This is a genomic window from Burkholderia sp. BCC1644 (assembly GCF_902833225.1).
Classification (GTDB): Bacteria; Pseudomonadota; Gammaproteobacteria; order Burkholderiales; family Burkholderiaceae; genus Burkholderia.
The window spans coordinates 28843-46081 of sequence record NZ_CADFEI010000023.1; the positions used below are offsets into that span (position 1 = coordinate 28843).

Genomic DNA, 17239 nt, shown 5'->3' on the forward strand with positions numbered 1-17239 from the left:
CGCAGGCAGCCCCGGCGAACGGGACAACCGCGTTACGCGTTGTCGAGTTCGCCGTTCAGTTCGTCCGCGCGCTTTTGCGCGGCCGCGAAATCGAGATCGCCGGAGTAGATCGCACGGCCGCAGATCACGCCTTCGACGCCGTGCTCTTCCACTTCGCACAGGTTCTCGATGTCCGTGAGGTTCGACAGGCCGCCGCTGGCGATCACCGGGATGCCGACTGCCTGCGCGAGCTTCACGGTCGCCTCGATGTTGATGCCCTGCAGCATCCCGTCGCGGCCGATGTCCGTGTAGACGATCGATTCGACGCCGTAGTCCTCGAACTTCTTCGCGAGATCGATCACTTCGTGGCCGGTCAGCTTGCTCCAGCCGTCGGTTGCGACCTTGCCGTCCTTCGCGTCCAGCCCGACGATGATGCTGCCGGCGAACGCGGTGCACGCGTCCTGCAGGAAGCCCGGATCCTTCACGGCCGCCGTGCCGATGATCACGTAGGACAGGCCCGCATCGAGATACTTCTCGATCGTCTCGAGGCTGCGGATGCCGCCGCCGAGCTGTACGGGGATTTCATCGCCGACTTCGTCGAGGATCGCTTCGATCGCCTCGAGATTCTTCGGCTTGCCGGCGAATGCGCCGTTCAGGTCGACCAGATGGAGCCGCCGGGCGCCGAGATCGACCCACTTGCGGGCCATCGCCGCCGGGTCCTCGGAAAAAATCGTGGCCTGGTCCATATCGCCCTGTTTGAGGCGCACACACTGACCGTCTTTGAGATCGATGGCCGGAATCAGCAGCATAGCAATCGGGTGTCGTCGTGGAAAATGAAAAGAATCCGGCGCGTACCGGCCAATCCGGTACCGCGCCGTCTCGCTAGTTTAGTACAACTCTTTCGGCGCTTTCGCGTGTGCGCCCCGTGCGACAGGCCTTTCCAGCCCGCCGACTGTGGCACGCACGCGACGTTCACGGTTTCCAGTGTACGAAGTTGCGATACAGACGCAACCCGACCTCCGCGCTTTTCTCGGGGTGGAATTGGGTCGCGAAGAGGTTATCCCGCGCGACCGCGGACGTAAACGGCGCGCCGTATGCCGTTTCGCCGACCGTATGCGCCGGGTTGTCCGGCGTCACGTAATAGCTGTGCACGAAGTAGAAATACGCGTCGTCGGGCACGCCGTCCCACAGCGGGTGCGGCTGCGACTGGCGCACGCGGTTCCAGCCCATCTGCGGCACCTTGAAGCGCGAGCCGTCGTCCTGCACGCGACCGCCGAGCTCGAAACGCACGACCTTGCCGGGCAACAGGCCGAGGCCCTTCGTGTCGCCTTCCGCGCTCCAGTCGAACAGCATCTGCTCGCCGACGCATACGCCGAGCAGCGGCTTCGTGCGCGACGCCTCGATCACGGCCTCCTGCAGGCCCGATTCGCCGAGGCAACGCATGCAGTCGGGCATCGCGCCCTGGCCGGGCAGCACGACGCGGTCGGCCGCGCGAATCGCGGCCGGCGTGTCGACGATCGCCACGTCGGCGGCCGGTTCGGCCTTCTTGAGCGCCTGCGCGACCGAGCGCAGGTTGCCCATCCCATAATCCACAATCGCAATCGAAGTTTTCATCTCAGTGCAGGCAGTAGCGCCCTCAGTCCATTGACGATGAATTCCACCGCCAGCGCCGACAGCATCAGACCCATCAGCCGCGTGGCGATGTTGATGCCCGTGCGGCCGATCCAGTTCGCGATCGGCTCGGCGAGCCGCATCGCGACGAAACACAGAAAAGCCAGGATCGCGCCGATCGCAACCAGCCCGACCCGTTCATACCAGTGATGCGCGTTCGCCGCATAGATGATCACCGTGCTGATCGAGCCGGGGCCCGTGAGCAGCGGAATCGCCAGCGGCACGACCGCGATGTTGTTCTTCAGCTCGGCCTCGTGGCGCTCCTCCGGCGTCGATCGCGTGTTGCCGATCTGCGCGTTCAGCATGTTGATCGCCATCAGCAGCATGATGATCCCGCCGCCCACTTCGAGCGACCCGACCGAAATGCCGAAGAAGTTGATGATCTGCTGTCCGAGCAGCGCGGTCACCGTCATCACGCAGAACACCGACACCGAGGCGATCCGGATCGTGCGACGCCGCTCGTCGTCCGTCTGCTGCGCCGTCAGGCTCAGGAAGAACGGCACCGCGCCGACCGGATTGATCAGCGCCAGCAGCGAAATGAACGATTTGAGCAGATCCATCGCAAGCCGGCGCCGCGCGCCGAAGCCGTGAGGTTGTCCTTAGCGTCCGTCCATCCGGACGGTCAGAGGCTGCCTTTCGTCGACGGAATCTGCCCCGCCGCACGCTCGTCGAGCTCCACCGCCGCGCGCAGCGCACGGCCGAAGGCCTTGAACACCGTCTCGAGCTGATGGTGCGCGTTGATCCCGCGCAGGTTGTCGATGTGCAGCGTGACGCCCGCGTGGTTCACGAAACCGCGGAAGAACTCGATCGACAGGTCGACGTCGAACGTGCCGATTCGCGCACGCGTGAACGGCACGTGGAATTCGAGGCCCGGACGGCCCGAGAAGTCGATCACGACGCGCGACAGCGCCTCGTCGAGCGGCACGTACGAATGGCCGTAGCGGCGGATGCCCTTGCGGTCGCCGATCGCCTTCGCGACCGCCTGACCGAGCGTGATGCCGACATCCTCGACCGTGTGGTGGTCGTCGATATGCGTGTCGCCATGCGCTTCGACCTCGAGATCGAACAGACCGTGTCGCGCGATCTGGTCGAGCATATGGTCGAGAAACGGCACGCCGGTGGCCAGCTTCTGCTGACCGGTGCCGTCGAGATCGAGCTTCACACGGATCTGCGTTTCGCTGGTATTGCGAACGACTTCCGCCACACGCATGGCAATTCCTTGATTGAGTCTGAAGTAAATGGGGATTGATCGTCGCGCGCCGCCGCGCCCTGGGCTCAACCGGGCAGCGCGAGTTTCAAGGCGGCCAGCAGGCGGGCGTTTTCGTCGGGAGAACCGACGGTCAGCCGCACGCATTCGGCCAGCAATGGATGCATTTTACTCACGTTTTTGACCAGCACCCGCTCGGTGAGCAGCGCATCGAACACGGCAGCCGCATCCGGCACGCGTACCAGCAGGAAATTGCCCGCGCTCGGGAACACCGTCGCGCCCGGCAGCGCGGCCACGGCCTGCGCGAGACGCGTGCGTTCCGCGCGCAGCTCGGCCGCCTGCGCATCGAGCACGTCGAGGTGGTCGAGCAGGAAATCGGCGGTCGCCTGGGTCAGCACGTTGATGTTGTACGGCGGGCGCACCTTGTCGAATTCGGTCAGCCACGCGTGCCGCCCGACGAGATAGCCGAGGCGGATGCCCGCGAGGCCGAGCTTCGACACCGTGCGCATCACCACGATGTTGTCGAACTCGGCGGCGCGCGGCAGCCACGAACGCTCGGCGAACGGCTGGTACGCCTCGTCGATCACGATCAGGCTGTGCCGCGCGGCAGCGATGATCCGCTCGACGTCGGCATCGTCGTACAGCGTGCCGGTCGGGTTGTTCGGGTACGCGAGATAGACGATCGCGGGCCGGTGCTCGGCGATCGCCGCGAGCATCGCGTCGACGTCGAGCGTCAGGTCGGCCTGCAGCGGCACGCCGACGAATTCGAGCTGCGCCAGCTTCGCCGACAGCTCGTACATCACGAAGCCCGGTACCGGTGCAAGCACCTTCGCGCCCGGCTGCGCGCACGCGACCGAGATCATGCTGATGATTTCGTCGGAGCCGTTGCCGAGCAGCACTTCGCAACCGGCCGGCACGCCCATCGCGTCGCGCAGCTTGTCGAGCAGCGCGGCCGGGCGCGGCGCCGGATAGCGGTTCAGCGCGACCTGCGCGAGACGCTCGCCGAGCGCCGCGGCGAGCGGTTCGGGCAGCGGATACGGGTTCTCCATCGCGTCGAGCTTCACGAACCCGCTCGCGTCGGGCACCGGGTAGCTCGTCATCGCGAGCACGTCGCGGCGGATGATGTCTTGTGGCGTCGTCATGGTCTCAAGCCGGCGTGCGTCGCGCCGGCATCAAATGGTCGGCAAGGCGGCGGCTGCCGCCCTGCACTCGTCTCCAGCCCCGTTCGCGGGTGCGGCCGGCACCGGCGCGTCAGCGCCCGCCCCGGCCCCGCGCAGTGCGTGGTCAGCCCTTCATCCGGAACTCGGCGCTCTTCGCGTGCGCCTGCAGCCCTTCGCCGTATGCGAGCTCGGATGCGATCTCGCCGAGCGTCTGCGCGCCTTCCGCGCTGACTTCGATCAGGCTCGAACGCTTGATGAAGTCGTACACGCCGAGCGGCGACGAGAAGCGCGCGGTGCGCGACGTCGGCAGCACGTGGTTCGGGCCCGCACAGTAGTCGCCGAGGCTTTCGCTCGTGTAGCGGCCGAGGAAGATCGCACCCGCGTGACGGATCTGCTGGCCCCATTGCTGCGGTTCCAGCGCCGAGATTTCCAGGTGTTCCGGCGCGATGTCGTTCGCGATCCGGCACGCTTCGGCCATGTCGCGCACCTTGATCAGCGCGCCGCGCCCTTCGAGCGATGCGCGGATCACGTCCCGGCGCGGCATCGACGGCAGCAGCTCGGCGATCGCCTTCTCGACGCGGTCGAGGAACGCGCCGTCCGGGCACAGCAGGATCGACTGCGCGAGCTCGTCGTGCTCGGCCTGCGAGAACAGGTCCATCGCGACCCAGTTCGGATCGGTCGTGCCGTCGCACAGCACGAGGATTTCCGACGGCCCCGCGATCATGTCGATGCCGACCGTGCCGAACACGCGGCGCTTCGCCGACGCGACGTATGCATTGCCCGGGCCGCAGATCTTGTCGACGGCCGGCACCGTCGCCGTGCCGTATGCGAGCGCGCCCACCGCCTGCGCGCCGCCGATCGTGAACACGCGATCGACACCGCCGAGCAGTGCCGCGGCCAGCACGAGGTCGTTCTTCACACCGTCCGGCGTCGGCACGACCATCACGATCTCGCCGACCCCCGCGACGCGCGCGGGAATCGCGTTCATCAGCACCGACGACGGATACGCGGCCTTGCCGCCCGGCACGTACAGGCCGACGCGGTCGAGCGGCGTGACCTTCTGGCCGAGCACCGTGCCGTCCGCTTCCGTGTACTGCCAGCTATGCGTGCCGCACTCGATCTTCTGCTTCTCGTGGTATGCGCGCACACGCGCGGCGGCCGCTTCCAGCGCCGCGCGCGCCTTCGGCGCGAGACCGTCGAGCGCCGTCTGCAGCGCGTCCTGCGGCAGTTCGAGCGCGGCGACGCTGTTCGCGCTCAGCCGGTCGAAGCGGTTCGTGTACTCGAGCACCGCGGCGTCGCCGCGCGACTTCACGTCGGCGAGGATCTGCGCGACCGATTGCTCGATCGCCTCGTCTTCGCTCGCCTCGAACGCGAGCAACGCGCGCAGTGCGGCGCCGAAGCCTTCGCTTGTCGAATCGAACTTGCGGATGGTGATGGACATGGGAGTTCCGTTACGGTGATGCGCTCAACCGCCATTCTGCGACGCGCGTTCGAACGCGTCGAGGATCGGCTTGAGCGCCGCGCGCTTCAACTTCAGCGCAGCCTGGTTCACGACGAGGCGCGACGAGATCGCCATGATCTCCTCGACCTCGACCAGATTGTTCGCCTTCAGCGTGCCGCCCGAGCTGACGAGGTCGACGATCGCATCGGCCAGCCCGACCAGCGGCGCCAGCTCCATCGAGCCGTACAGCTTGATCAGGTCGACGTGCACGCCCTTCGCGGCAAAGTGTTCGCGCGCCGTTTCGACGTACTTCGTCGCGACGCGCAGGCGCGCGCCCTGGCGCACGGCGCTCGCGTAGTCGAAGCCGGCCGACACGGCCACCGACATCCGGCAGCGTGCAATGTTCAGATCGATCGGCTGGTACAGGCCCGAGCCGCCGTGCTCGACCAGCACGTCCTTGCCGGCCACGCCGAAATCGGCCGCGCCGTATTCGACATAGGTCGGCACGTCGCTCGCGCGCACGATGATCACGCGCAGGTCCGGGTTCGTCGTCGGCAGGATCAGCTTGCGCGACGTTTCCGGATCCTCGGTCACCTGCACGCCGGCCGCGGCCAGCAGCGGCAGGGTTTCCTCGAAAATCCGGCCCTTCGACAGGGCGAGGGTCAGCGGCGCGGTCATGCTTGGCTCCCGGAAAGGCGGCGCACGTTCGCGCCGACGGCGGTCAGTTTGGCTTCCATGCGGTCGTAGCCGCGGTCCAGGTGGTAGATGCGGTCGACGAGCGTTTCGCCTTCGGCGCGCAGCCCGGCGATCACGAGGCTCGCCGACGCACGCAGGTCGGTCGCCATCACGTTCGCGCCCGACAGCTTCTCGACACCCGTCACGAGCGCGGTATTGCCGTCGATCGTGATGTGCGCGCCGAGCCGGTTCAGCTCCTGCACGTGCATGAAACGGTTCTCGAAAATCGTTTCGACGACTTGCGCGGTACCCGTCGCGACCGTATTGAGGGCCATGAACTGCGCCTGCATGTCGGTCGGGAACGCCGGGTATTCCGACGTGCGGATCGTCACCGCGGACGGCCGGCGGTCCATCTTCACGCGCAACCAGCTGTCGCCTTCCTCGATCGACACGCCCGCTTCGCGCAGCTTGTCGATCACCGCGTCGAGGATGTGCGGGCGCACGCCCGTCAGCATCACGTCGCCGCCGGCCGCCGCGACCGCGCACAGGAACGTGCCGGCCTCGATGCGGTCGGGGATCACCGAATGGCGCGCGCCGTGCAGCCGCTCGACGCCCTGGATCACGAGGCGATCGGTGCCGATGCCGTCGATTTTCGCGCCCATCGCGACCAGCAGGTGTGCGAGATCGCTCACTTCCGGTTCACGTGCCGCGTTTTCGATCACCGTCTCGCCGTCCGCGAGCGTCGCGGCCATCAGCAGGTTTTCCGTGCCCGTCACCGTGATCATGTCGGTCACGATGCGCGCGCCCTTCAGGCGCTTCGCGCGTGCTTCGATGAAGCCGTGCTCGATGCTGATCTCGGCGCCCATCGCCTGCAGGCCCTTGATGTGCTGGTCGACCGGACGCGCGCCGATCGCGCAGCCGCCCGGCAGCGATACCTTCGCCTCGCCGAAGCGCGCGAGCAGCGGCCCGAGCACGAGGATCGACGCACGCATCGTCTTCACGAGCTCGTACGGCGCGACGAGGTTGTCGACGCGCGACGCGTCGAGCTGCACGCGGCAGCCGTCGGTCTCGCTCTTCACGCCCATCTGGTTCAGCACCTTCAGCGTGGTGCGCACGTCCTTCAGGTTCGGCACGTTGTCGAGGTCGACCGGGTCGGCGGTGAGCAGCCCCGCGCACAGGATCGGCAGCGCGGCATTCTTCGCGCCCGACACGACGATCTCGCCGGACAGGCGTTTGCCGCCTTCGATCACGAGCTTGTCCATCCCCTGTCCCTGCGATTCCCCGTTGGCGGCCGGGTGTGCCGTGGCGACGCTCTGGACGGCGTCGCGCTCGTTGACGGTGACTTGCACTCAGTGATTTCCGGTTATGCGTTCTGCCATTCGGCGGGCGTCAGCGTCTTCATGCTGAGTGCGTGAATTTCCTGCTTCATGCGATCGCCGAGCGCCGCGTAGACGAGCTGGTGCCGCTGGATCGGACGCTTGCCTTCGAAGGCCGCCGACACGATCGTCGCGAAGAAATGCTGGCCGTCGCCTTCGACTTCCAGATGCGTGCAGGCGAGACCGCCGGCGATGTATTGCTTGACCTGTTCGGGAGTCGGCAACATGGTGTAAGGCTCCTGTCGGCGCGCGCCGCCCTGGAGGGCGGCCGCAGCCTGTCGATATCAATGACGCAGTTTGTAGCCGGTCGCGAGCAGCCGCATCGCGATCAGCGCGAGCAGCACGAAGAAACCGGTGACGATCGCGAGGCTCGCGAACGGGTTGATGTCGGACGCGCCGAAGAACCCGAAACGAAAGCCGTCGATCATGTAGAAAAACGGATTGAGACGCGAGATCTCGCGCCACACGGGCGGCAGCGAGTGCGTCGAATAGAACACGCCGGACAGGAACGTCAGCGGCATGATCAGGAAGTTCTGGAACGCGGCGAGCTGGTCGAACTTCTCGGCCCAGATCCCGGCGATCAGGCCGAGCGTGCCGAGGATCGCCGAACCGAGCAGCGCGAACGCAATGATGAACAGCGGCGCCGCGAAGTGCATCGGGATAAACCAGATCGTCACGACGAACACGCCCGTGCCGACCGCGAGCCCGCGCACGACCGACGCGAGCACGTACGCGCCGAAGATGTCGCGGTACGACAGCGGCGGCAGCAGCATGAACACGAGGTTGCCGGTGATCTTCGACTGGATCAGCGACGACGAGCTGTTCGCGAACGCGTTCTGCAACACGCTCATCATCACGAGGCCCGGCACGAGAAAGCTCACGTACTCGACGCCCGGATACACCTCGACGCGGCCCGACAGCGCGTGGCCGAAGATCGTCAGATAGAGCAGCGCCGTGACGATCGGTGCGCACACCGTCTGGAACGACACCTTCCAGAAGCGCAGCAGTTCCTTGTAGAACAGCGTTTGAAACCCGCTCATGCCAATCCCTCGATGACGTCTGCCCCGTTCATCACCTGGACGAACACATCTTCGAGGTCGGCCTTGCGGACCTCGATCTCGTCGAACGTGCAGCCCGCCGCGCGGCAATTCGCGAGGATCCGCTCGACATCGTCGTAGCTCGCGAGGCGCAGCAGGTGCTCGCCCGGCGCGCGGGCGGCCGGATCGGACTCCAGCCCGCGCAACTCGGACGGCAGCGCGCCGGTCGCGAGCCGCAGGTACAGCTGCAGCCCCGCGAAGCGGCGCAACAGCGCGTCGGTACGGTCGAGCGCGACCACTTCGCCACGGCGCAGCATCGCGATGCGGTCGCACAGCGACTCGGCTTCCTCGAGGTAGTGGGTGGTCAGCACGATCGTGTGACCCTCGCGGTTCAGGCGCGAGATGAATTTCCACAACGTCTGGCGCAGTTCCACGTCGACGCCGGCGGTCGGCTCGTCGAGCACGATCACGGGCGGCCGGTGCACGAGCGCCTGCGCGACGAGCACGCGGCGCTTCATCCCGCCCGACAGCGCGCGCATGTTCGCGTCGGCCTTCTCGGTGAGGTCGAGATTGGCCATCACTTCATCGATCCAGTCGTCGTTGCGGCGCAGCCCGAAATAGCCGGACTGGATCCGCAGCGTCTCGCGAACGGTGAAGAACGGGTCGAAGACGAGCTCCTGCGGCACGACGCCGAGCGCGCGGCGCGCACCACGGAAGTCCTTGACGACATCGTGGCCGCGCACCGAGATACTGCCTTCGTCGGCCCGGGCGAGCCCGGCGAGGATACTGATGAGCGTGGTCTTGCCTGCGCCGTTGGGGCCGAGCAGACCGAAAAACTCGCCTTCCTCGACCGACAGGCTGACGCCCTTGAGCGCCTGAAGCGACTTGTAGCGCTTCTTGACGTGACGGATTTCTATGGCTGACATGACTGTGCGCGACGCAAGGGCCGCGACGCCTATTCTGTGCTTGCTGCGAATGAAAATGGGGGCCGGACGCCGATTGGCTGCCCCGCAAAACGCTTGATTATAGGGCAAACCGGCTGGTGGAGCCGGTGCCGGAGGCACGCGGCCTGAAGCGTGCGCGCGCCGGCTGGCGCGGCAGGCTCCGGTCGGACAGGGTCAATGTCGCCCGGTGCCTTCGATGAGCGCGTCGACGCCGTAGGCGCGCGCGAGGCTGGCGAGCTTCGGAGGGAGATTGAGGATGTCGAGGGTCGCGCCGCGCGACTTGGCGGCACGTTGCCATGCGAGCAGCACGGCGAGCGCGGACGAGTCGAACTGCGTCAGCGCCGCGCAATTGACGGCGGTGGCGCCCGCGCCGATGCGCGCAAGACCGTCCGCGAGCGCGGACTTCGCGCTCGCGACGGTCAGCGAGGAGCCGGCTTCGAAACCGCTCACGACGCTTGCTTGCCGGCGGCAAGTTGCTGGTTGCGCTGCGTGAGGAACTGGATCAGGCCGTCCACGCCGCTTTGCTGGATCTTCTCGTTGAACTGCTGCTGGTACGTCTGGATCAGCCATGCGCCGAGCACGTTCAGGTCATACACCTTCCAGCCGCTTGCCGACTTGTACAGGCGGTAATCGATCTGGACCGGCTGGCCGTTGTTCATCGCGACGGTCTTGACCACGACATCGGTATCGGCCGGATCGGCACGGAACGGCGGGTACTGGATCTGCTGGTCCGGCTTCAGCTGCGCCAGCGCGCCCGAGTACGTGCGGATCAGCAGCAGCTTGAACTGCTCCTGAACCTGCTGCTGCTGCTCGGCCGTTGCCGTGCGCCAGTTGCGGCCCATCGCGAGCTGCGTGGTGCGGCGGAAATCGGTGTACGGCAGGATGTCCTTGTTGACGATCGTGATGATGCGGTTGGTATCACCCTGCTTGATCGTCTGCGCCTTGACTTCGTCGAGCACCTGCTGCGTCGCCGTCTTGATCAGCGCCTGCGGGTTCGACTGGTCGACTTGCGCGTGAGCTGCGCTGCCGAACGAGAACAGCGCCGCGAAAACGGGGATCAGGAACAGTTTTTTCATCATAGTGACCTGCATGATTGAGTCGATGCGGAGGTTGGAGCAGGTAGCTTACGCGCAAGTTCGCGCACGCTACCGACTGAATCGTTTCCGGCTGTAACGAATGTAAATCCGTCAGTGCAGCCGGATGCTCGGGAAGCGGAACCCGCCCGGCGACGGCGGCGCCACCTGCATCGCCGGCACGTTCGTTTCGCTGGCCGGATTCGGCGATTCGGCCGTGCCCGAGGCCGGCGCAGCAACCGCCGCGCCCGATGCGCCCACCGCTGCTGCACCTGCCGTACCGGCTGCCGCCGGTGCCGCGCCGTCTTCCGGCAGGTCGTACTTCGGCAGCGCGTCGTTGCTCGACGTCGCGGCGGCCTCGCCGCGCGCGTTGCTGATCAGCATCTGGCGGCGCTGCAGGTACGCGTTGCGCACGAACGAATACTTGTCGAGCGCCGCGGCATCCAGCACGTCGCCCGCGCCGAGCAGGTTCGAACGCGTGTTGACGAGGTTGACGCCGAACAGGCCCCAGCTCAGGCCATCCGGCTTCACGTAGGTGAGCGGGTTGCCGACGTAGTCGACGCCGAGGCCGGCCGTGTCGCGCAGCGTGCTCGGGCCGAGCAGCGGCAGCACGAGGTACGGGCCCGACGGCATGCCGTAGCGGCCCATCGTGATCCCGAAGTCGGCCGTATGCTTCGGCAGCTTCGCGATCGTCGCGACGTCGAACAGGCCGCCGACGCCGAACACCGTGTTGATCACGACGCGCATGAGGTCGCCGACGCCGTCCGCGATCCGCAGCTGCACGATGTTGTTCGCCGCGATGTAGACGTCGCCGATGTTCGAGAAGAAGTTCGTCACGCTGTCGCGCACCGGCTGCGGCACCACGTACTGGTAGCCCTTCGCGACCGGCTTCAGCGCGTACGTGTCGACCGTATCGTTGAACGTGTACATCGTCCGGTTGAAGCCTTCGAGCGGATCGCCCTTGGTCGGCGTCTGCACGGTCGCGCAGCCGCTCAACGCGGCGACTGCCGCTACCGCCAGCGCGGCGTGCCTGATGCGGATCGTCTGCATGGTCATTACCCTCTTCTTTTCTCTCGTGTGGTTATTGGGCCGCCGCGCCGGACACTGCCGACGCCGGAACCGCCACCGGTGCCGGCGCAGCCGGTGCACCGGCTGCCGGCTTCGCACCGCCCGCATCGGCGGCCTTGCTGTACAGGAACTGGCCGATCAGGTTCTCGAGCACGATCGCCGACTGCGTCATCGTGATCGTATCGCCCGTCTTCAGCATTTCGGTGTCACCGCCCGGATCGAGACCAATATATTGCTCGCCGAGCAGGCCCGACGTCAGGATCTTCGCCGACGAATCCTTCGGGAATTGATACTGGCCGTCGACGTCGATCGTCACGAGCGCCTGGTACGTGTTCGTGTCGAAGCCGATCGACTTCACGCGGCCGACCACGACGCCGGCACTCTTCACGGCCGCGCGCGGCTTCAACCCGCCGATATTGTCGAATTTCATCTTCACTGCATAGGTCGGCTGAAACGACAGCGAGCTCATGTTGCCGACCTTCAGCGCCAGGAACAGCACCGCAAGGAAGCCCACCACCACGAACAGGCCGACCCAGAAGTCGAGAGCAGTCTTTTTCATCGTCATCCCAAAATTTGGCTTGGCTGAGGCTTAGCTGAACATCAGCGCGGTCAGCAGGAAATCGAGGCCGAGTACGGCGAGCGACGCGAACACGACCGTCTTGGTGGTCGCGCGCGACACGCCTTCGGGCGTGGGCTTCGCTTCATACCCTTGATACAGCGCAATGAAGGTCACGGCGAACCCGAACACGATGCTCTTGATCACACCGTTGCCGACGTCGGCCCAGACCTGGACCCCGCCCTGCATCTGCGACCAGAACGCGCCCGGATCGACGCCGATCAGCACGACGCCGACGAAGTACCCGCCGAGCACGCCGACCGCATTGAAGATCGCGGCAAGCAGCGGCATCGCGATGATGCCCGCCCACAGGCGCGGCGCGATCACCGTCTTGATCGGGTCGACCGCCATCATCTCGAGCGCGGTGAGCTGTTCGCCGGCTTTCATCAGACCGATCTCGGCCGTGAGCGACGTGCCCGCGCGGCCCGCGAACAGCAGCGCGGTGACGACCGGCCCGAGCTCGCGCACGAGCGACAGCGCGACCAGCAGGCCGAGCGCCTGCTCGGAACCGTAGCGGTTCAGCGTGTAATACCCCTGCAGGCCGAGCACGAAGCCGACGAACAGCCCCGACACGGCAATGATCACGAACGAATAGTTGCCGAGGAAGTGGATCTGCTTCGTGACCAGCCGCGGCCGGCGCAGCAGCGGGAAGAATTCCAGCACGAGGCGCACGAACAGCCGCGTGCCGTAGCCCGCGCGCTCGAGGCCGCCGATGACGTAACGTCCGATCGCGCTGATCATGCGCGCCCTCCGCCGAGCCCGAAATCCGCTGCGAGCGGCGGGCTCGTGTAATGAAATTTGAACGGGCCGTCCGGTGCGCCGTCGATGAACTGCCGCACGCTCGGATCGGTCGACGCGCGCAGCTCGTCGGGCGTACCCTGCGCGAGCACGCCGCCGTTGGCCAGAAAGTACACGTAGTCGGCGATCGCGAACGATTCCGGCACGTCGTGCGTGACGAGGATCGACGTCGCGCCGAGCGCCTGGTTCAGCGTGCGGATCAGGTTCGCGGTGATGCCGAGCGAGATCGGGTCGAGGCCCGCGAACGGCTCGTCGTACATGATGAGCTGCGGATCGAGCGCGATCGCGCGGGCGAGCGCGATCCGGCGCGCCATCCCGCCCGACACCTCGGACGGCATCAGGTCGCGCGCGCCGCGCAGGCCGACCGCGTTGAGCTTCATCAGCACGAGGTCGCGGATCAGGTCTTCGGGCAGGTCGGTATGCTCGCGCAGCGCGAACGCGACGTTCTCGAACACCGACATGTCGGTGAACAACGCGCCGAACTGGAACAGCATGCCCATCTTGCGGCGCAGCGCATACAGGCCATCGCGCGTTTGCGCGCCGACATCGGCGCCGTCGAACAGCACCTGGCCGCGACGCGCACGCACGAGGCCGCCGACCAGGCGCAGCACGGTGGTCTTGCCGCAACCCGAGCCGCCCATGACCGCGACGACCTGCCCACGCCCGAAGCGCAGGTTCAGGTTGGACAGGACGAGGCGGTCGCCGTAGCCAAAGTCGACGTCGCGAAGTTCCAGCAGGGTCTCGGTAGGAGTGGGGCTCACGGAGCTGACAGTCCTTATACGCAGAACGCCGAATTATAGGGCCTGCATTGGAATGATGTCGTGACGCCGTTCCGGGCCCTGCGGTCAATGATTGTCAAATTGTCCGGGAAAGCACTGCTGCAGTGCAATAAGCGCCGTCCGATAATCGGCCGCGCCCGTGACCGCACTGACCACCGCCACGCTGCCGACCCCTGTCGCCAGCACGGCCGGCAGCGCGTCGAGCCCCACCCCGCCGATCGCGACGAGCGGCGCCCGCGCGCCCGCGAAGCGCGCATAGCGGGCAATCCGCGCGAGGCCCTGCGGCGGCGCGGCAACGGCCTTCGTGGCGGTCGCGTAGACAGGGCCGAGCGCGAGGTAGCTCGGGCGCTCGTGCAACGCCCGCAACATCTCGTAATAACCATGGCTCGAAAGTCCGAGCCGCAGGCCCGCGCGCGCAATTGCGGCCAGATCGGCCGTCTCGAGGTCTTCCTGACCCAGATGAACGCCGTACGCGCCTTCATCTGCTGCGATCTGCCAGTGATCGTTGATGAATACGCGCGCATCGGGATAGCGGCGCCCCGCCTCGACCGCGCGCGCGATTTCCCGGCGCAGCGCATCCGGCGTCGCGCCTTTCACGCGCAGTTGCACGGTCCGCGCGCCGCCATCGAGCACGCGTTCGACCCAGTCCGCATCCGGGACGACCGGATAGAGGCCGAGTTGCGCGGGGCACGGCGCGAACGCCGGCTCCGGCGCGGGCGGCAGCCCGGCGACCCGCGGGAACCGCGCGGCGTCGACCGGCCACGCATCGTCGGCGCGCGTCTCGTCGCCGTCGCGCCAGGCCAGCGCGAGCACCAGCGCGTCAACCGGCGCGAAGCCGCAATCGAGGAATGCCGCGAGGGCCGCGATCCAGTCGTCCGCGAGCGGATGGGCGGCGTCGAGCGCGTAGCGCGCGCCCGCCGCATGCAGCACCGCGCCCTGCTCGTCGAATTCGATCGCGACCGCGTCCGGCGAGGCCGGCCGCGACGCGGCCGACGCGCGCGCCTGCGCGGTGCGGTCGCCGGCCGACACGATCAGCACGTCGCCGTCGGCCGGCACGTCGGGCGCCGCCACGCAGAGCCGCCACGGCGCCGCGCCATCCGGCCAGTCGCCGAGGCGGGCGCGAATTCGTTCGGCCGCTTCGGCCAGCTCGTCGGCCGGCGGCCAGAATGCATCGGCGAAAGCGCTCATGCGCCGCCCCCGTCCTGGTGCCAGAACGGCATGCCGACGACCGGCGTGCTGGCGTGCGCAGTTTCGCGCGCGTCCATCGGCCCTGCCAGATACGCGGCGCGCCCCGCCTCGACGCCCTGCGCAAAGGCGCGCGCCATGATCTCCGGGTGCGTGGCCTGCGACACGGCCGTGTTCAGCAGCACGCCGTCGAAACCCCACTCCATCACCTGGCAAGCATGCGACGGCACGCCGAGCCCCGCGTCGACGATCAGCGGCACGTCGGGCAGCCGCTCGCGCAGCACGCGCAGGCCGTACGGGTTCACGACGCCCTTGCCCGTGCCGATCGGCGCACCCCACGGCATCAGCGCCTCGCAGCCGACATCGAGCAGGCGCCGGCCGATCACGAGATCCTCGGTACAGTACGGCAGCACCTTGAAACCGTCCTTGACCAGCTGCGCGGCAGCCTCGATCAGCCCGACCGGATCGGGCTGCAGCGTGTAGTCGTCGCCGATCAGCTCGAGCTTGATCCAGTCGGTGCCGAACACCTCGCGCGCCATGTGCGCGGTCGTCACGGCCTCGGCGACGGTCTGGCAACCGGCCGTGTTCGGCAGCAGCGGCACCGCGTGGCGCTTGAGCAGGTCGAAGAAGCCGGCTTCGGCCGTGCCGCCCGTCATCTGGCGGCGCAGCGCGACCGTCACCATCCCGGGACGGGACGCGGCGATCGAATCGGACAGCGACTGCAGCGACGGATAGCGCGACGTGCCGAGCAGTACGCGGCTTGCAAAGGTTTCGCCGTACAGCGTCAGCGCGTCGGCGGATGTGAGGGACGTCATGTCGTTTTCCTGGAAGAGCGGGGACGAACCGGCGGCGCTCAGCCGCCCGCGACGGGGTGCACGACGTCGAGCTTGTCGCCCGTCGCGAGCGCGCGCGCCGCATGCTGCGTGCGCGCGACGAAATTGCCGTTCAGCGCGACCGCGTACGGCGGACGCGCGCCGTACGCGGCGAGCGCGTCGGCCACCGTCGCGCCGTCGGGCAGCGTCAGGGTCTGTTGGTTGATCTGGATATCCATGAGGCTCGGTCGGATTCGGTCGGCGGCGCGCGTCAGGCCGGCTGGCGCGCGTCGCTGCGGTGATGAAGAAGCGTCGGCCAGCGCGCGGCATCGCGCCACGCGGCGAACGCGTCGGCGTCGCCGAACGCGCCGCCGAGCGCGGCTTGCGCGAACGCGACGGCCGCGTGCGCGACTTCCGGCGCGATCATGAAGCCGTGCCGGTACAGGCCGTTGACGGCGAGCGTCGACGCGCCGTCCCAGATCACCGCCGGGCGGTGATCGGGCAGCGTCGGCCGGCACTGCGCATTGAGTTCGAGGATGCGCGCCTCGCCGAACGCCGGGTGCACGGAGAACGCCGCGCTCAGCAGTTCGAGCGCGGAGCGCACGCTGACGGGCGACATGTCCTCGCCCTCCACTTCGGTCGCGCCGATCACATAGAGATCGTCCTGCTTCGGCGCGATGTACAGCGGGTACCGCGGATGCAGCAGCCGCACGGGCCGGGTGAGCCCGATGCCCGGCGCATGCACGCGCGCGACTTCGCCGCGGATGCCGCGCAGCGCGGGCAGCGCGGATTTCGCGCCGAGCCCGCGGCAATCGATTGTGAAATGCGCGGCGGGCAGGTTCGCATCGTCGATCGTGACGTGCCAGTGCAGGTCGACGCTGCGTTCGGCGAGGCCCGCAGCCAACGCGCGCAGCGCCTGGCGATTGTCGAGCTGGCCTTCGTTCGGCAGTAGCAGGCCGCGCGCGAAGCGACCCGCGAGCACCGGCTCGGCCGCGTCGACCTGCGCGCCGGCGAGCGTCACGAAGCCGCCGTCGAACAGGTCGGCCGGCGCGTTCGCGCGCACGCGCCGCTCGAACAGCGGCGCCTCCGCGCGGTCCGCGTGGTGCCAGACGACGAGTGTGCCGTGATGCTGGAAGAAGACGGGTTCGGGCAGTTCCGCGAGCCACTGCGGCCAGCGTTCGAGCGACGCGGCGCCGAGCTCGGTGATCAGCAGCTCCGCGCTCGCCGCTTCCGCGAGCGGCGCGAGCATCGCGGCGGCGATCCACGCGGCCGACTGCTCGCCGTCCGGGCCGCCGCGCTCGTAGAGCGCGACGCGATGCCCGTCGCCCGCGAGCCGCCACGCGATCAGGCGGCCGACGAGGCCGCCGCCGAGCACCGCGAAATCGGGCCGTGCATCCAGGACGTTCATCGCGCGCCCT

At 67.6% G+C, this 17239-nt stretch carries 21 protein-coding genes; all 21 read right to left on the bottom strand.

Features of this window, described 5'->3' with window-relative positions; genetic code table 11:
- Positions 1-32 precede the first annotated feature (32 nt).
- Positions 33-788 carry a 1-(5-phosphoribosyl)-5-[(5-phosphoribosylamino)methylideneamino]imidazole-4-carboxamide isomerase gene (hisA, locus tag HWX87_RS32775; RefSeq protein ID WP_122944235.1) on the bottom strand — a complete coding sequence of 252 codons (756 nt, stop codon included), beginning with the start codon at positions 786-788 and terminating at the stop codon, positions 33-35.
- Positions 789-951: 163 nt separating this feature from the next.
- Positions 952-1593, bottom strand: a complete 642-nt coding sequence (gene hisH / locus HWX87_RS32780) for an imidazole glycerol phosphate synthase subunit HisH (RefSeq protein WP_124453409.1) — start codon at positions 1591-1593, stop codon at positions 952-954.
- The gene (locus HWX87_RS32785; protein ID WP_176051083.1) at positions 1590-2210 is read right to left on the bottom strand and encodes a YchE family NAAT transporter; all 621 of its coding nucleotides are present in this window, start codon (positions 2208-2210) and stop codon (positions 1590-1592) included. Before HWX87_RS32785 ends, hisH begins: the two co-directional genes overlap by 4 nt.
- A gap of 62 nt (positions 2211-2272) precedes the next feature.
- Positions 2273-2860, bottom strand: a complete 588-nt coding sequence (gene hisB, locus HWX87_RS32790) for an imidazoleglycerol-phosphate dehydratase HisB (protein ID WP_059232569.1) — start codon at positions 2858-2860, stop codon at positions 2273-2275.
- Between the two features lie 65 nt (positions 2861-2925).
- A complete protein-coding gene (gene hisC / locus HWX87_RS32795; protein ID WP_176051084.1) occupies positions 2926-3999 on the bottom strand; it encodes a histidinol-phosphate transaminase in 1074 nt (357 codons plus the stop codon).
- A gap of 142 nt (positions 4000-4141) precedes the next feature.
- Positions 4142-5458 (bottom strand): histidinol dehydrogenase, encoded by a 1317-nt coding sequence (hisD, locus tag HWX87_RS32800; protein ID WP_176051085.1) that lies wholly within the window; start codon positions 5456-5458, stop codon positions 4142-4144.
- Between the two features lie 24 nt (positions 5459-5482).
- On the bottom strand, positions 5483-6136 hold the full coding sequence (gene hisG / locus HWX87_RS32805; protein WP_012327780.1) for an ATP phosphoribosyltransferase: 654 nt from the start codon (positions 6134-6136) through the stop codon (positions 5483-5485).
- Positions 6133-7482 (bottom strand): UDP-N-acetylglucosamine 1-carboxyvinyltransferase, encoded by a 1350-nt coding sequence (gene murA / locus HWX87_RS32810; protein ID WP_176051086.1) that lies wholly within the window; start codon positions 7480-7482, stop codon positions 6133-6135. Before murA ends, hisG begins: the two co-directional genes overlap by 4 nt.
- 14 nt (positions 7483-7496) lie before the next feature.
- Entirely contained in the window at positions 7497-7736 is a 240-nt protein-coding gene (locus tag HWX87_RS32815; RefSeq protein ID WP_006477131.1) for a BolA family protein, read from the bottom strand.
- A 57-nt stretch (positions 7737-7793) separates the two neighbouring features.
- Positions 7794-8549, bottom strand: a complete 756-nt coding sequence (locus tag HWX87_RS32820) for an ABC transporter permease (protein ID WP_011350723.1) — start codon at positions 8547-8549, stop codon at positions 7794-7796.
- Entirely contained in the window at positions 8546-9472 is a 927-nt protein-coding gene (locus tag HWX87_RS32825; RefSeq protein WP_176051087.1) for an ABC transporter ATP-binding protein, read from the bottom strand. The genes HWX87_RS32820 and HWX87_RS32825 overlap by 4 nt, the downstream gene beginning before the upstream one ends.
- A gap of 192 nt (positions 9473-9664) precedes the next feature.
- Complete coding sequence (locus tag HWX87_RS32830; protein ID WP_176051088.1) at positions 9665-9940, bottom strand: STAS domain-containing protein; 276 nt, start codon at positions 9938-9940, stop codon at positions 9665-9667.
- Positions 9937-10566, bottom strand: a complete 630-nt coding sequence (locus HWX87_RS32835) for an ABC transporter substrate-binding protein (protein WP_096473120.1) — start codon at positions 10564-10566, stop codon at positions 9937-9939. Before HWX87_RS32835 ends, HWX87_RS32830 begins: the two co-directional genes overlap by 4 nt.
- A gap of 111 nt (positions 10567-10677) precedes the next feature.
- Positions 10678-11613, bottom strand: a complete 936-nt coding sequence (locus HWX87_RS32840; protein ID WP_176051132.1) for a VacJ family lipoprotein — start codon at positions 11611-11613, stop codon at positions 10678-10680.
- A gap of 31 nt (positions 11614-11644) precedes the next feature.
- Positions 11645-12196 carry an outer membrane lipid asymmetry maintenance protein MlaD gene (gene mlaD, locus HWX87_RS32845; RefSeq protein WP_176051089.1) on the bottom strand — a complete coding sequence of 184 codons (552 nt, stop codon included), beginning with the start codon at positions 12194-12196 and terminating at the stop codon, positions 11645-11647.
- Positions 12197-12220: 24 nt separating this feature from the next.
- A complete protein-coding gene (mlaE, locus tag HWX87_RS32850; RefSeq protein ID WP_176051090.1) occupies positions 12221-12988 on the bottom strand; it encodes a lipid asymmetry maintenance ABC transporter permease subunit MlaE in 768 nt (255 codons plus the stop codon).
- The gene (locus HWX87_RS32855; protein ID WP_124453428.1) at positions 12985-13806 is read right to left on the bottom strand and encodes an ABC transporter ATP-binding protein; all 822 of its coding nucleotides are present in this window, start codon (positions 13804-13806) and stop codon (positions 12985-12987) included. Before HWX87_RS32855 ends, mlaE begins: the two co-directional genes overlap by 4 nt.
- 84 nt (positions 13807-13890) lie before the next feature.
- The gene (thiE, locus tag HWX87_RS32860) at positions 13891-15012 is read right to left on the bottom strand and encodes a thiamine phosphate synthase (protein WP_176051091.1); all 1122 of its coding nucleotides are present in this window, start codon (positions 15010-15012) and stop codon (positions 13891-13893) included.
- The gene (locus HWX87_RS32865) at positions 15009-15824 is read right to left on the bottom strand and encodes a thiazole synthase (RefSeq protein WP_034183640.1); all 816 of its coding nucleotides are present in this window, start codon (positions 15822-15824) and stop codon (positions 15009-15011) included. Before HWX87_RS32865 ends, thiE begins: the two co-directional genes overlap by 4 nt.
- Before the next feature lie 38 nt (positions 15825-15862).
- Positions 15863-16060 (bottom strand): sulfur carrier protein ThiS, encoded by a 198-nt coding sequence (gene thiS / locus HWX87_RS32870; RefSeq protein ID WP_014898319.1) that lies wholly within the window; start codon positions 16058-16060, stop codon positions 15863-15865.
- A gap of 32 nt (positions 16061-16092) precedes the next feature.
- The gene (locus HWX87_RS32875) at positions 16093-17229 is read right to left on the bottom strand and encodes an FAD-dependent oxidoreductase (protein WP_176051092.1); all 1137 of its coding nucleotides are present in this window, start codon (positions 17227-17229) and stop codon (positions 16093-16095) included.
- Between the last annotated feature and the right edge of the window lie 10 nt (positions 17230-17239).